We start from the raw sequence: 13356 nt of genomic DNA, 5'->3' as shown, positions 1-13356 counted from the left end.
ATCGTCCACGTAGCCCGCTACGAGGACGACCCTCCGCCTTGCGATCGCACGCACCAGACGCCGCGAGCCCCGCCCTCCGGGCGGACGACGGGACTTTGCGGACACCACCTAGGCCCCCCGCGGCGGCAGCCCGTCCTCCAGTTCCGCCGGCCCGCGCCCGGCGGCCAGCGCATCCAGCGCGGCGCGGATCCGCAGCCGCATCCGCCCGTCCAGCAGCGTCTCGGCCTCGTCCCAGTGCACCAGCCGCCACGACAGCAGCTCCTCCTCCTGGAGGCGGATCGCGGCGAGCTGGGCCTCGTCCAGTACTCCGCCGTCGAAGAGATACGACACCAGCGGCGGCCGCGCCTCCCCGCGTACCCAGTCGACGGCCAGCAGCGCGCCCGGCTCGATGTCCAGGCCGATCTCCTCGGCGGTCTCGCGGCGGGCGGCCTGGCGGGGCGACTCGCCGGTGTCCGATTCGACGGTCCCGCCGGGCAGGATCCAGGTGTCGCGGTAGTTGGGCTCCACCAGCAGGATGCGGCCCTCCGCGTCGCGGAACACGGCGCCCGCACCGGCGAGGACGCGGGGCAGGCCGGCGATATAAGTGGCGTAATCCATGGTCGTCACGGCGCGAGCCTAGAGGGTGCCGCCGACGGACGATGCGGGCCCGGTCCTAGGGATCGAGATGCCCTGTTCGCCGGGCCCCCTCGCCGGATATGGTCACAGCGGCGCGACTGCCAGTTCGAAAGCAAGGGGAAACACGGTGGCGGACGCAGCAAGGACACACACCGGACAGGTGCTGATCGCCGCGGACAAGTTCAAGGGTTCGCTCACGGCCGTAGCGGTCGCCGAGCACGTCACGGCCGGTCTGCGGCGCGTGGTTCCCGATCTGGACGTGGCGGCCATCCCGGTCGCGGACGGCGGCGACGGCACGGTCGCCGCGGCGCTCGCGGCCGGTTTCGCCCGCCATGAGGCGCGGGTCATGGGCCCCACCGGCGAGCCGGTGACGGCCACCTTCGCGCTGCGCGAGGACGGTACGGCCGTGGTGGAGATGGCGGAGGCATCCGGCCTCCAGCACCTCCCGAAGGGCGTCTTCGCGCCCCTGACGGCCACCACGTACGGCACCGGGGAGCTGCTGCTCGCGGCCCTCGACGCGGGCGCGACCTCGATCGTCTTCGGCGTGGGCGGCAGCGCGACGACCGACGGCGGCGCGGGCATGCTCGCGGCGCTGGGCGCGCGTTTCCTGGACGCGGAAGGCCGGCCGGTCGCCCCCGGCGGCGGCCCGCTGGCGGACCTCGCCACGGCCGATCTGTCGGGCCTCGACCCCCGGCTGGCCGGTACGGACATCGTGCTCGCCAGCGACGTCGACAATCCGCTCACGGGCCCCAAGGGCGCCCCCGCGGTGTACGGCCCGCAGAAGGGCGCGAGCGAGGCCGACGTGGCCACGCTGGACGCCGCCCTGGCGCACTACGCGGAGGTGCTGGAGGCCGCGGTCGGCCCCAAGGCCGCCGAGCACGCCCTGGCGCCCGGCGCGGGCGCGGCGGGCGGTATCGGTTACGGGGCGCTGGTCGGCCTGGACGCGGCGTTCCGGCCCGGTATCGACGTGATGCTCGACGTGCTCGGGTTCGCGCCGGCGCTGGCGAAGGCCACGTTCGTGATCACCGGCGAGGGCTCGCTGGACGAGCAGACCCTGCACGGCAAGGCCCCGGCCGGTGTCGCCGCCGCGGCCCGTGCGGCGGGCATCGACGTCGTCGCGGTCTGCGGGCGGCTCCAGCTGCCCCAGGAGGCCCTCGGCGCGGCCGGCATCAGCCGCGCCTACGCCCTGACGGACCTGGAGCCGGACCCGGCCCGCTGCATGGCCGAGGCGGGCCCGCTGCTGGAGCGGGCGGCGGAGAACCTGGCCCGCGACTTCCTGGTCCGCGACGTCTGAGGCACCCGACGCCGCGACAACGCCGAGGGCCCCGAGCGATGCGTTCGCTCGGGGCCCTCGGCGTTGTCGTACGAAGGTTAGGGCAGCTGCGCGGCGCGCTCCTCCGCCCGCGACTCGCGGCGGTTGTCGCGGAAGGTGTTCACCCTCCGGGCCGTCGCGAACAGCGGGATCATCGCGCCCAGGACCACCTGCAGGGAGCAGCCGGTCCACAGGAGCAGCTGGCCACCGGGGGCGTCCAGCGCCCAGGCGGCGAGCATGCCCATGCTGAGCACGATCCAGCTGAGCATCGCCACCGCGAGGCGGCCCCGCGGCTTGGGGTACTCGACCCGGCTCACCATCAGCCAGGCCACGCCGATGATCGCCAGCAGCGTCGGCAGGAACGGCAGCTCCAGCAGCACGATGGCGACGACGGTCAGGGCGCCGAAGGGGCTCGGCATGCCCTGGAAGATGCCGTCGCGCAGCGTGACGCAGGAGAACCGCGCCAGCCGCAGGATCACCGCCAGCAGCACCACCACCGCCGCGACCACCGACACCCGCTGGTTGGCGTCCGAGCCGTTCGAGGCGACCATGCCCCAGGTCACCACGAAGTACGCGGGTGCCAGGCCGAAGCTGATGAGGTCCGAGAGGTTGTCGAGCTCGGCCCCCATCGCCGAGGCCCGCAGCTTGCGCGCGACCAGCCCGTCGAAGAGGTCGAAGACCGACGCCATCAGCATCAGGATCACGGCCACCGCGGCGCTGTGCCGAGCCATCCCGCCGTCCTCGGTCCCGGTCAGATGCGGGATGAGGACGCCGGTGGTGGTGAAGTACACGGCCATGAAGCCGCAAATGGCGTTACCGAGGGTGAGGGTGTCCGCTATCGACAGCCGCGTGGACAGCGGCATGTCGTCACCGTCCTCCTCGGTCTCGGGCGCCCAGCCGGCCTGTGTTTCCGGATCAATCACGGTCAAGACGAGTCACCCCCGCGGTGGTGGCCTGGCCGACCTCGACGGCCGCCTCGACGCCCTCCGGGAGGTAGACGTCGACGCGTGAGCCGAAGCGGATCAGGCCGATGCGTTCGCCCTGCTCGACCTTGGTGCCCTGGGGCACGTAGGGGACGATGCGACGGGCCACCGCACCGGCGATCTGCACCATCTCGATGTCGCCGAGCTCGGTGTCGAAGTGCCAGACGACCCGCTCGTTGTTTTCGCTCTCCTTGTTGAACGCCGGAACGAATCCGCCGGGGATGTGCTCCACGGACGTCACCGTGCCGGCCAGCGGCGCGCGGTTGACGTGGACGTTCAGCGGGCTCATGAAGATCGCGACGCGGGTGCGCCCGTCCTTCCACGGCATGATGCTCTGCACCACGCCGTCGGCCGGGGAAATGACGCGGCCCTGAGCGATCTCTCGCTCGGGGTCGCGGAAGAACCACAGCATGCCCGCCGCGAGAGCGGTGGTGGGCACGGCGACGGCGGCCCAGCGTCCCGAGCGACGGGAGCGGGCCAGGCTGACCGCTGCCGTTGCCACGGTCGGGAGGAGCCACGGCGACGCTCCGCGCGCGAGGCGGACGCGACCGCGAGGTGCAGAGGATTGGCTGTGGGGCATGGATGACCTTCGTAGCGGAGGATGCCGCGTAGGGATACGGGGGACGGCGGCTTTCCGGGGATGCTATCGGGTGCGGGCGGCAACTGGCCAAGAGCCAGAGCCAATCCGTGGCCGAAGTACGATGACGGGGTGTGATCTTCGTCTAGATGAAAACGCCCCAAACGGGACGTTCACCCCTGGATTCGGTACTCCTCCAGTAGCCGGCGACCAATGATCATTTTCTGGATCTCGGCGGTACCTTCACCGATCAGGAGCATCGGGGCCTCGCGGTAGAGACGCTCGATCTCGTACTCCTTGGAGAAGCCGTAGCCGCCATGGATACGGAATGCGTCTTCGACCACCTCCTTGCAGTACTCGGAGGCCAGGTACTTCGCCATGCCCGCTTCGAGGTCGTTTCGCTGGCCGGAGTCCTTTTTGCGAGCGGCATTAACCATCATTGCATGGGCCGCTTCGACCTTTGTTGCCATTTCGGCCAGTTTGAACTGGATGGCCTGATGCTGGGCGATCGGCTTGCCGAAGGTGTGGCGCTGCTGGGCGTACGAAACACCCAGCTCGAAGGCGCGCTGAGCGACGCCGCAGCCGCGCGCGGCGACATTGACCCGGCCGACCTCGACGCCGTCCATCATGTGATAGAAGCCACGTCCGGTCTCCCCGCCGAGCACCCGGTCGGCCGGAATGCGCAGGCCGTCCATGATCAGCTCGGTGGTGTCGACACCCTTGTAGCCCATCTTGTCGATCTTGCCCGGAATGGTGAGCCCGGGGCGGACCTCGCCGAAGCCCGCCTCCTTCTCCACCAGGAAGGTCGTCATCGACTTGTGCGGCGCGGTGCCCTCCGGGTGGCCCTCGTCCGTACGGCACAGCACCGCCACGAGCGTGGACGAACCGCCATTGGTCAGCCACATCTTCTGACCGTTGAGGACGTAATCGTCGCCGTCCCGCACGCCCTTGGAGGAGATGGCCGACACGTCCGAGCCCAGCGCCGGCTCCGACATGGAGAAGGCGCCGCGAATTTCACCGGCCGCCATCTTCGGCAGGAAATAGTCCTTCTGCTCCTGCGTGCCGTGCTGCTTGAGCATGTACGCCACGATGAAGTGGGTGTTGATGATGCCCGAGACACTCATCCAGCCGCGGGCGATTTCCTCGACGGTGAGCGCGTACGTGAGAAGAGACTCACCCAGGCCGCCGTACTCCTCGGGAATCATCAGCCCGAAGACGCCGAGTTCCTTCAGCCCCTCGACGATCGCCGCCGGGTATTCGTCGCGGTGTTCCAGCTCGGTGGCGACCGGCAGGATCTCCTTGTCCACGAAGTCGCGGACGGTGGAGAGAATTTCCCGCTGAATGTCGGTCAGGCCCTCGGTCTGCGCAAGACGGGTCATGGTGACTACTTCTCCTTCTTGGCCGGCGGGGCCTTGAGCTCCGGGCGGCCGGGCTGTTCGCCGCCGCGCTCCTTGATGTACGTGGCCGTGGGGACCATCACCTTGCGCCGGAAGACGCAGACCAGCGTGCCGTCCTGCTTGTAGCCCTTGGTCTCGACATACACGATGCCGCGGTCCGACTTGGATTTCGAGGGCGTCTTGTCGAGCACGGTCGTCTCGCCGTAGATCGTGTCACCGTGGAAGGTCGGTGCCACATGCTTCAGCGACTCGACCTCCAGATTGGCGATCGCCTTGCCGGAGACGTCCGGCACCGACATGCCCAGCAGCAGCGAATAGATGTAGTTACCGACGACGACGTTCTTTCCGAAGTCGGTGGTCTGCTCCGCATAGTTGCTGTCCATGTGCAGCGGGTGATGATTCATCGTGAGCAGACAGAAGAGGTGGTCGTCGTATTCCGTGACGGTTTTCCCCGGCCAGTGCTTGTACACATCGCCGATGGTGAACTCTTCATAGGTACGGCCGAACTGCATCGCGCTTACGCCTCCGGGGCTTCGAACTTCGAGGTACGGGTCATGCCGGCGGCCCGGCCCTTGCCGGCGATCACCAGCGCCATCTTCCGGCTCGCCTCGTCGATCATCTCGTCGCCGAGCATCGCCGAACCCTTCTTGCCGCCCGCCTCCGAGGTGCACCACTCGTAGGCGTCCAGGATCAGCTCGGCGTGGTCGTAGTCCTCCTGCGAGGGCGAGAAGACCTCGTTGGCGGCGTCGACCTGACCCGGGTGCAGCACCCACTTGCCGTCGAAGCCGAGGGCCGCGGCGCGCCCGGCGACCTCGCGGTAGCCGTCGACGTTCTTGATCTGGAGGTAGGGACCGTCGATGGCCTGGAGGTCGTGGGTCCGCGCGGCCATCAGGATCCGCATGAGGATGTAGTGGTACGCGTCCGCCGGGTAGCCCGGGGGCTGCTCGCCGACCACCAGGGACTTCATGTTGATGGACGCCATGAAGTCGGCCGGGCCGAAGATGATGGTCTCCAGGCGCGGCGAGGCACCGGCGATGTCATCGACGTTCACCAGACCCTTGGCGTTCTCGATCTGCGCCTCGATGCCGATCCGGCCGACCTCGAAGCCCATCGTCTTCTCGATCTGGGTCAGCAGCAGGTCCAGCGCCACGATCTGCTGGGCGTCCTGGACCTTCGGCAGCATGATGCAGTCGAGGTTGGGGCCCGCGCCCTCGACGACCGTGATGACGTCCCGGTACGTCCAGTGCGTCGTCCAGTCGTTGACCCGCACGACCCGCGTCTTGCCGGTCCAGTCGCCGTTGTTCAGCGCGTCGACGATGGTGTGCCGGGCGCCCTCCTTGGCGAGCGGCGCACAGGCGTCCTCCAGGTCCAGGAAGACCTGGTCGGCGGGCAGGCCCTGGGCCTTCTCCAGAAAGCGGGGGTTGCTGCCGGGGACCGCCAGACAGGAGCGGCGCGGCCGCTGACGGTTCACGAGGGTCATGCGGGGACCTCCAGAGGGTCGAGCTGGTTCGCTTTCCGGATCTCGTCGACGATACGGCCGATGATTTCCGTGATACCGAAGTCCTTGGGCGTGAACACGGCCGCCACTCCCGCTTCCCGGAGCGCGGTCGCATCGGCGGAGGGGATGATTCCGCCGACGATGACGGGCATGTCGTCGACGCCGGTACGGCGCAGCCGGGCCAGTACGTCCGGCACCAGCTCGGCATGCGAACCGGAGAGGATCGACAGCCCCACACAGTGCACGTCCTCGGCGACGGCCGCCGAGACGATCTGCTCCGGGGTCAGCCGGATGCCCTGGTAGACGACCTCGAAGCCGGCGTCCCGGGCCCGTACGGCGATCTGCTCGGCGCCGTTGCTGTGCCCGTCCAGGCCGGGCTTGCCGACCAGCAGGCGCAGCTTGCCGCTGCCGAGGTCGGCGGCTGTTTTGGCGACCTTCTCGCGAACGAGCGCGAGCGGCGTGCCCGCCTCGGCCGTGACGGCGAGCGGCGCACCGGAGACGCCCGTGGGCGCCCGGAACTCGCCGAAGACGTCCCGCAGCGCCCAGGACCACTCGCCGGTCGTCACACCGGCCCGCGCGCATTCCAGGGTCGCCGCGAAGAGATTGCCGTCGCCCGCCGCGGTCTTCTTCAGCACCGACAGCGCCTCCTGGGCGCGCGCCTCGTCCCGGTTGTCCCGCCAGTCGTGCAGCGCCTGGACGACCCGCGCCTCGTTGGCGGGATCGACCGTCATGATGGCGGTGTCCAGGTCCGCGGTGAGCGGATTCGGCTCGGTGGACTCGTAGCAGTTGACGCCGACGATCTTCTCCTCGCCGGCCTCGATCCGGGCCCGGCGCTCGGCGTGCGAGGAGACCAGCTGCGACTTGAGGTAGCCGGACTCGACGGCGGCCATCGCGCCGCCCATCTCCTGGATGCGCTCGATCTCGGCCAGGCACTCGTCCACGAGGGCGTCCACCTTGGCCTCGATGACATGCGATCCGGCGAAGATGTCCTCGTACTCCAGCAGGTCGCTCTCGTGCGCCAGGACCTGCTGGATCCGCAGCGACCACTGCTGGTCCCAGGGTCGGGGGAGCCCCAACGCCTCGTTCCAGGCCGGGAGTTGGACGGCGCGGGCGCGCGCGTCCTTGCTCAGGGTCACCGCCAGCATCTCCAGCACGATCCGCTGGACGTTGTTCTCCGGCTGGGCCTCGGTCAGGCCCAGCGAGTTGACCTGGACGCCGTAGCGGAAGCGCCGGTGCTTGGGGTTCTCGATGCCGTAGCGCTCACGGGTCACCTTGTCCCAGATGCGGGAGAACGCCCGCATCTTGCACATCTCCTCGACGAACCGGACGCCGGCGTTCACGAAGAACGAGATCCGGGCGACGACATCGCCCTTGCGGTCCTCCGGAACCTGCCCGGACGCGAACACCGCGTCCAGCACCGCGATCGCGGTGGACATCGCGTACGAGATCTCCTGGACCGGCGTGGCGCCCGCCTCCTGCAGGTGGTAGCTGCAGATGTTGATCGGGTTCCACTTCGGGATGTTGTTGACCGTGTACGCGATCATGTCGGTGGTCAGGCGGAGGCTCGGCCCCGGCGGGAAGACATGCGTCCCGCGGGACAGGTACTCCTTGACGATGTCGTTCTGTGTCGTCCCCGACAGCTTGGTGATGTCGGCGCCCTGGTCCTCGGCGACCACCTGGTAGAGGGCCAGCAGCCACATGGCGGTGGCGTTGATGGTCATCGAGGTGTTCATCTGCTCCAGGGGTATGTCCTGGAACAGCCGCCGCATGTCGCCGAGATGGGACACGGGGACCCCGACCCGGCCGACCTCGCCGCGGGCGAGGATGTGGTCGGGGTCGTAACCGGTCTGCGTCGGGAGGTCGAACGCGACCGACAGGCCGGTCTGCCCCTTGGCGAGGTTGCGCCGGTACAGCTCATTGGACGCCTCGGCGGTGGAGTGCCCGGCGTACGTCCGCATCAGCCACGGACGATCCTTCTGACGCTCAGTCATGTGTGACCCGTATCTTCGTCGTTCGGACGCCTGGCAGCGTCAGACGTTGCGGAAGCGGTTGATGGCGTCGAGGTGCTTGGCGCGCATCTCCTCGTCGCGCACGCCCATGCCCTCCTCGGGCGCCAGCGCCAGCACGCCGACCTTGCCCTGGTGCAGATTGCGGTGCACGTCGTACGCCGCCTGCCCGGTCTCCTCGAGGGTGTACGTCTTGGACAGCGTCGGGTGGATCTTGCCCTTGGCGATCAGCCGGTTGGCCTCCCACGCCTCGCGGTAGTTCGCGAAGTGCGAGCCCACGATCCGCTTCAGCGACATCCACAGGTAGCGGTTGTCGTACTCGTGGTTGTAGCCGGAGGTGGAGGCGCAGGTGACGATGGTGCCGCCCTTGCGCGTGACGTACACGGACGCGCCGAAGGTCTCCCGTCCCGGGTGCTCGAAGACGATGTCCACGTCCTCGCCGCCGGTCAGCTCGCGGATGCGCTTGCCGAAGCGCTTCCACTCCCGGGGGTCCTGGTTGTGCTCGTCCTTCCAGAACTTGTAGTCCTCGGCGCTGCGGTCGATGATCGCCTCGGCGCCCATGGCCCGGCAGATGTCGGCCTTCTTGTCGCTGGAGACCACGCAGATCGGGTTGGCGCCGCCGGCCAGCGCGAACTGCGTCGCGTACGAGCCCAGGCCGCCGCTCGCGCCCCAGATCAGGACGTTGTCGCCCTGCTTCATGCCGGCGCCGTTCTGCGAGACCAGCTGGCGGTACGCGGTCGAGTTGACCAGACCGGGCGCCGCCGCCTCCTCCCAGCTCAGGTGCTTGGGCTTGGGCATCAGCTGGTTGGACTTGACCAGGGCGATCTCGGCGAGGCCGCCGAAGTTGGTCTCGAAGCCCCAGATCCGCTGCTCGGGGTCGAGCATGGTGTCGTTGTGGCCGTCGGAGGACTCCAGCTCGACGGACAGACAGTGCGCGACGACCTCGTCGCCGGGGCCCCAGGCGTTCACGCCGGGGCCGGTGCGCAGGACGACGCCGGCCAGGTCGGAGCCGATCACGTGGTACGGCAGGTCATGGCGCTTGGTGAGCGGCGAGAGCTTGCCGTAGCGCTCCAGGAACGAGAACGTCGACACGGGCTCGAAGATCGAGGTCCAGACGCTGTTGTAGTTCACGGAGGTGGCCATCACGGCCACCAGGGCCTCACCGGGCCCCAGTTCGGGCACCGGCACGTCCTCGACGTGCAGCGACTTGCGCGGGTCCTTCTCCTTGGTGGACAGGCCGGCGAACATCTCGGCCTCGTCCTTGTGCACGGTCACCGCGCGGTAGGACTCGGGGATGGTCAGCGCGGCGAAGTCGTCGCTGGTGGTGTCGGGCGCGAGGATCGCGTCCAGGATTTCGTTCACGGTATGCCTCCGGCGAAGCACGTGGGGAAACGGCTTGAGGGAACGTCGGGGGTGGTGCGGAAGTGGTGCCGTCGGTTCGGCCGGGGTGGCGCCGGTTCCTCGGCCGCCGCGTGGTGCGGAGGCGTCGGTCGCGATGCCTGGCGGTGCGCCGGTGGGCGCGTGATGCGATGCCTGTGACGCAGGCGTCCGGGCGAGCAGCCGCGGAGGGTTGCTGGGACAGCCGATGCACGGGGTGTGCTGTGCACCGGTCGACCGGACACCCCCAACGTATGACACCGCGTGCCATCTGACAAGACACTGAGTGCCATTGATTTCACGGTTGAGTGGCACCGGGTTCAGATGAGCGAGATGAGCGATGATCGTTCAAAACACCCGACGGGACCGGCGCCTCATCCGCGCGCGCGGAGGTACGCCTCCAGCTCGGCGGCCCCGGTCAGCATCGCCCGCCCGCGGGCGGACAGCCGACCGTGCCAGTCGCGCAGGGCGGCCTCCAGGGGCTCCAGCCCGCCGGCCGCCCGCACCTGCGCGATCAGCGGCGCGATCTGCTCCAGCAGGTAGCCGCCCCGCCTGAGCTGGTGGGCCAGCCGGACGTCCCGCACGTCGGCCTCGTCGTAGACGCGGTACCCGGTCAGCGGGTCGCGGTGCGGGCGCACCAGCCCGGCGCGCTCCCATTTGCGCAGCGTCGCGGGCCGGATTCCGAGCCTGTCCGCCAGCGGCCCGATGAACGTGCCGCCGGGCGCGGACGCCGCGGCCGGCTCGGACCTCGCACCGGGTTCGAGGTCGCCGAGGGCGCTCTCCACGGCCTGGAGGGTCTGCCGGTCGTCGAGGAGTTGGGCGTGGCTCTCGTCGATGAGGCGGAACGCCTCCTCCGCCGCGCCCTCGTTCACCGCCCGCATGATCGACGTCGCCGTCCGGTGGCCGTGGCCGGGCACCAGGGCGAGAAACGCGCGCAGGGCCCCCGCGTGCAACGAGGTGTAGGTGCGATAGCCGTGGGGTGTGCGACCGGCGGCCGGAAGGATGCCGGCCTCCTCGTAGTTCCTGACCGCCTGCGTGGACAGACCGTGCCCGCGCGCCAGATCAACCGGCCTGAGCCGCTCACCGTTTTGAAGGTTTCGCCCCATGGAGCCGACGATATCGCGGAAAAGTTTCCACCGAAGGTTCAACGATACCGTTGAAGCCATGGCTACCGACATCAAGGACACCGCCCATGCCGTCGACGCTGCCGCCGTCATGAGGCTGCTCCCGGCCCGGCCCCGGCTGCTCGCCCTGGGCGAACCCGCCCATGGCGAGGACACCCTGCTCGACCTGCGCAACGAGCTCTTCCGGCAGCTCGCCGAGCAGGAGGGCTACCGGACGATCGCGATCGAGAGCGACTGCCTGAGCGGCCTGCTCGTGGACGACTACGTCACCTCGGGCACGGGCACCCTCGACGAGGTCATGGAGCGCGGATTCAGCCACGGCTGGGGCGCCTCCGCGGCCAACCGCGAGCTCGTGCGCTGGATGCGCGCCTACAACGACGGCCGGCCCGCGTCCGAGCGGCTCCGCTTCGCCGGCTTCGACGGCCCGCTGGAGATCACCGCCGCCGCGAGCCCCCGGCAGGCCCTCACCGCACTCCACGGCTACCTCGCGGCCCGGGTGGACGCGGACCTGCTCCCCTGCACCGCGGAAACGCTCGACCGCCTGCTCGGCACCGACGACCGGTGGACCGAACCTGCCGCGATGATGGACCCGACCCGGTCCGTGGGGCGGTCGGCCGAGGCCGACCGGCTGCGGCTGCTCGCCGACGACCTTCAGACGCTGCTCGACGCGCAGACGCCGCACCTGATTGCGGCGACCTCGCGGGAGGACTGGGACCGGGCGCGCCTGTACGGGCGCACCGCCGCCGGCCTGCTGCGCTACCACTACTGGATGGCCGACCCCTCACCGTCCCGCATGACCCGGCTGTGCGCGCAGCGGGACGTGATGATGGCCGACAACCTCCTCGCCGTCGCCGCTCGGGGCCCGGCCGTTGTCCACGCCCAGAACGCCCATCTCCAGCGGGAGAAGAGCGCGATGCAGATGTGGCAGGGGCGTGTGGAGTGGTGGAGCGCCGGTGCGCTGGTGAGCGCTCGGCTCGGCGCGGAGTACGCCTTCGTGGCCACGGCCCTCGGCACGATCCGGCACCAGGGAGTGGACACGCCGCCGCCGGACACCGTCGAAGGACTCCTGTACGCACTCCCGGAGGACCGCTATGTCGTCGACGCCCGCCAGCTGGCCACCGCCCTCGGCGCCCCGCTGCCCGCGCCCCGCGTGTCCCCCTGGTTCGGCTACGCCCCGCTCGACCCGGCCCACCTGGCCGGAATCGACGGGATCGCGTTCGTCAAGGACGTCCTGCAGAGCTAGCGCCACCATCAGGCCACGTGCCCCGGCTGCTCGTACTCGGCGGCAGCGCCCGGAGCGTGGGATCGATTGTCGTGTCCGGCCCCAACTCGGCGGCACGGTCGCCTGGTTGGGGCCGTACCTCCGGGCGGGGTGGCGCATTCCCGCGGCCCGCCGCGCTCCTGGCCGCGGTGACCCGGAACGCGGCGGCAAGTGCCCGCACGGCACGGCGAGTTCACAGAGACGTGCACAGGGTGCCTGACACGGCTTCACGGGTGTCCGGGCGCACCCGGAGCGCCGACCTCAGCGCTTCTTCAGCGCCCGCTCGATGGTCCGCATGACCTCGTCCAACGGCGCATCCGTGCGGGCGACCGCAACCAGTACCTCGCCCTCCCGCGACACCTTCGCCGGCGGGGTGGGCTCCCCGGTGGACGTGCGTCCCGCCCCGATGCCCGTGCCGAACGTCTCGCGGACGATCTCGAAGGCGTGGTCCAGCTGGGTCTCGACGTCGCCCTCGGCGCCCGCGCGCAGCCAGCGGCGCAGGACGTGGTTGTGCGCGGTGACGACGGCCGACGCGGCGACCTCGGCGAGCAGCGGGTCGTCGTCGCCCTCGCGGTGGGCTCCCTCGTCGAAGTGGCCGAGGAGATAACGGGTGAACAGCCGCTCGTAGCGGGCGACCGAGGCGATCTCGGCCTCGCGGAGGGTGGGGACTTCACGGGTGAGGCGGTAGCGGGCGACGGAGACGGCCGGGGCGGCCGCGTACATCCGCATGACTTCCTTGATGCCGCGGCAGACCGTGTCGAGGGGATTCTCGTGCGGCGGGGCGGCGTCCAGGACGGCCTCGGCACGGACGAGGGTGTCGTCGTGGTCGGGGAAGATCGCCTCTTCCTTCGAGCGGAAGTGGCGGAAGAAGGTGCGGCGGGCGACCCCCGCGGCGGCCGCGATCTCGTCGACCGTCGTCGCTTCGTAGCCCTTGGTCGCGAACAGTTCCATTGCCGCCGCCGACAGTTCGCGGCGCATTTTGAGCCGTTGAGCGGCCGCGCGGCGAGTGCCGGGAGTGCTGGTGTCGGTTGCGTCGGATGTCGGCGTACGAGCGGGCTGGGACATGTGGGGACGGTACTGCATATTTACTCGGCCTGCGGCATCAGGTACCGGCCGCGCCCCCGTGACCTGGGACGGACCGCCGGCCCGAGGGTCCAGCAGTCCGCCCCACGTGCCCCCGGCGCGCGGCCGGGGGCGCCCCCGCCC

At 69.9% G+C, this 13356-nt stretch carries 12 protein-coding genes; 2 read left to right on the top strand and 10 right to left on the bottom strand.

Features of this window, described 5'->3' with window-relative positions:
• Nucleotides 1-108 precede the first annotated feature (108 nt).
• Nucleotides 109-597, bottom strand: a complete 489-nt coding sequence (locus tag ACIGWZ_RS28675; protein WP_400069840.1) for an NUDIX domain-containing protein — start codon at nucleotides 595-597, stop codon at nucleotides 109-111.
• 178 nt (nucleotides 598-775) lie between these two features.
• On the opposite strand from ACIGWZ_RS28675, the gene ACIGWZ_RS28670 reads away from it, so the two are divergent.
• The gene (locus ACIGWZ_RS28670) at nucleotides 776-1909 is read left to right on the top strand and encodes a glycerate kinase (RefSeq protein ID WP_400069839.1); all 1134 of its coding nucleotides are present in this window, start codon (nucleotides 776-778) and stop codon (nucleotides 1907-1909) included.
• A gap of 77 nt (nucleotides 1910-1986) precedes the next feature.
• On the opposite strand, the gene pssA is transcribed toward ACIGWZ_RS28670, so the two are convergent.
• The 8 genes from pssA to ACIGWZ_RS28630 all read right to left on the bottom strand — a co-directional run bounded on the left by pssA (nucleotide 1987) and on the right by ACIGWZ_RS28630 (nucleotide 10871).
• Nucleotides 1987-2856: a CDP-diacylglycerol--serine O-phosphatidyltransferase gene (gene pssA, locus ACIGWZ_RS28665; RefSeq protein ID WP_400069593.1), complete on the bottom strand. Its 870-nt coding sequence runs from the start codon at nucleotides 2854-2856 to the stop codon at nucleotides 1987-1989.
• Nucleotides 2843-3490 carry a phosphatidylserine decarboxylase gene (locus tag ACIGWZ_RS28660; protein ID WP_127153886.1) on the bottom strand — a complete coding sequence of 216 codons (648 nt, stop codon included), beginning with the start codon at nucleotides 3488-3490 and terminating at the stop codon, nucleotides 2843-2845. Before ACIGWZ_RS28660 ends, pssA begins: the two co-directional genes overlap by 14 nt.
• Nucleotides 3491-3660: 170 nt before the next feature.
• Nucleotides 3661-4866 carry an acyl-CoA dehydrogenase family protein gene (locus ACIGWZ_RS28655; RefSeq protein WP_400069592.1) on the bottom strand — a complete coding sequence of 402 codons (1206 nt, stop codon included), beginning with the start codon at nucleotides 4864-4866 and terminating at the stop codon, nucleotides 3661-3663.
• A gap of 5 nt (nucleotides 4867-4871) precedes the next feature.
• Nucleotides 4872-5396 (bottom strand): MaoC family dehydratase, encoded by a 525-nt coding sequence (locus ACIGWZ_RS28650; protein WP_400069591.1) that lies wholly within the window; start codon nucleotides 5394-5396, stop codon nucleotides 4872-4874.
• A gap of 5 nt (nucleotides 5397-5401) precedes the next feature.
• The gene (locus tag ACIGWZ_RS28645; protein ID WP_400069590.1) at nucleotides 5402-6364 is read right to left on the bottom strand and encodes an HpcH/HpaI aldolase/citrate lyase family protein; all 963 of its coding nucleotides are present in this window, start codon (nucleotides 6362-6364) and stop codon (nucleotides 5402-5404) included.
• The gene (locus tag ACIGWZ_RS28640) at nucleotides 6361-8373 is read right to left on the bottom strand and encodes a protein meaA (protein WP_400069589.1); all 2013 of its coding nucleotides are present in this window, start codon (nucleotides 8371-8373) and stop codon (nucleotides 6361-6363) included. The genes ACIGWZ_RS28645 and ACIGWZ_RS28640 overlap by 4 nt, the downstream gene beginning before the upstream one ends.
• 39 nt (nucleotides 8374-8412) lie before the next feature.
• On the bottom strand, nucleotides 8413-9750 hold the full coding sequence (gene ccrA, locus ACIGWZ_RS28635; protein WP_400069588.1) for a crotonyl-CoA carboxylase/reductase: 1338 nt from the start codon (nucleotides 9748-9750) through the stop codon (nucleotides 8413-8415).
• A gap of 389 nt (nucleotides 9751-10139) precedes the next feature.
• Nucleotides 10140-10871, bottom strand: coding sequence for a TioE family transcriptional regulator (locus ACIGWZ_RS28630; protein ID WP_400069587.1), 732 nt, complete (start codon nucleotides 10869-10871; stop codon nucleotides 10140-10142).
• 58 nt (nucleotides 10872-10929) lie between these two features.
• Here ACIGWZ_RS28630 and ACIGWZ_RS28625 point away from each other — a divergent pair, with 58 nt between their 5' ends.
• The gene (locus ACIGWZ_RS28625; RefSeq protein ID WP_400069586.1) at nucleotides 10930-12132 is read left to right on the top strand and encodes an erythromycin esterase family protein; all 1203 of its coding nucleotides are present in this window, start codon (nucleotides 10930-10932) and stop codon (nucleotides 12130-12132) included.
• Nucleotides 12133-12411: 279 nt separating this feature from the next.
• On the opposite strand, the gene ACIGWZ_RS28620 is transcribed toward ACIGWZ_RS28625, so the two are convergent.
• The gene (locus ACIGWZ_RS28620) at nucleotides 12412-13215 is read right to left on the bottom strand and encodes a TetR family transcriptional regulator (protein WP_400069585.1); all 804 of its coding nucleotides are present in this window, start codon (nucleotides 13213-13215) and stop codon (nucleotides 12412-12414) included.
• Nucleotides 13216-13356: the final 141 nt, after the last annotated feature.

This window comes from Streptomyces sp. NPDC053427 (genome assembly GCF_044544985.1).
In the GTDB taxonomy this organism is placed as follows: Bacteria; Actinomycetota; Actinomycetes; order Streptomycetales; family Streptomycetaceae; genus Streptomyces.
The sequence above is the reverse complement of the archived record's forward strand: the minus strand, read 5'-3'. Positions and strand labels throughout refer to the sequence as shown.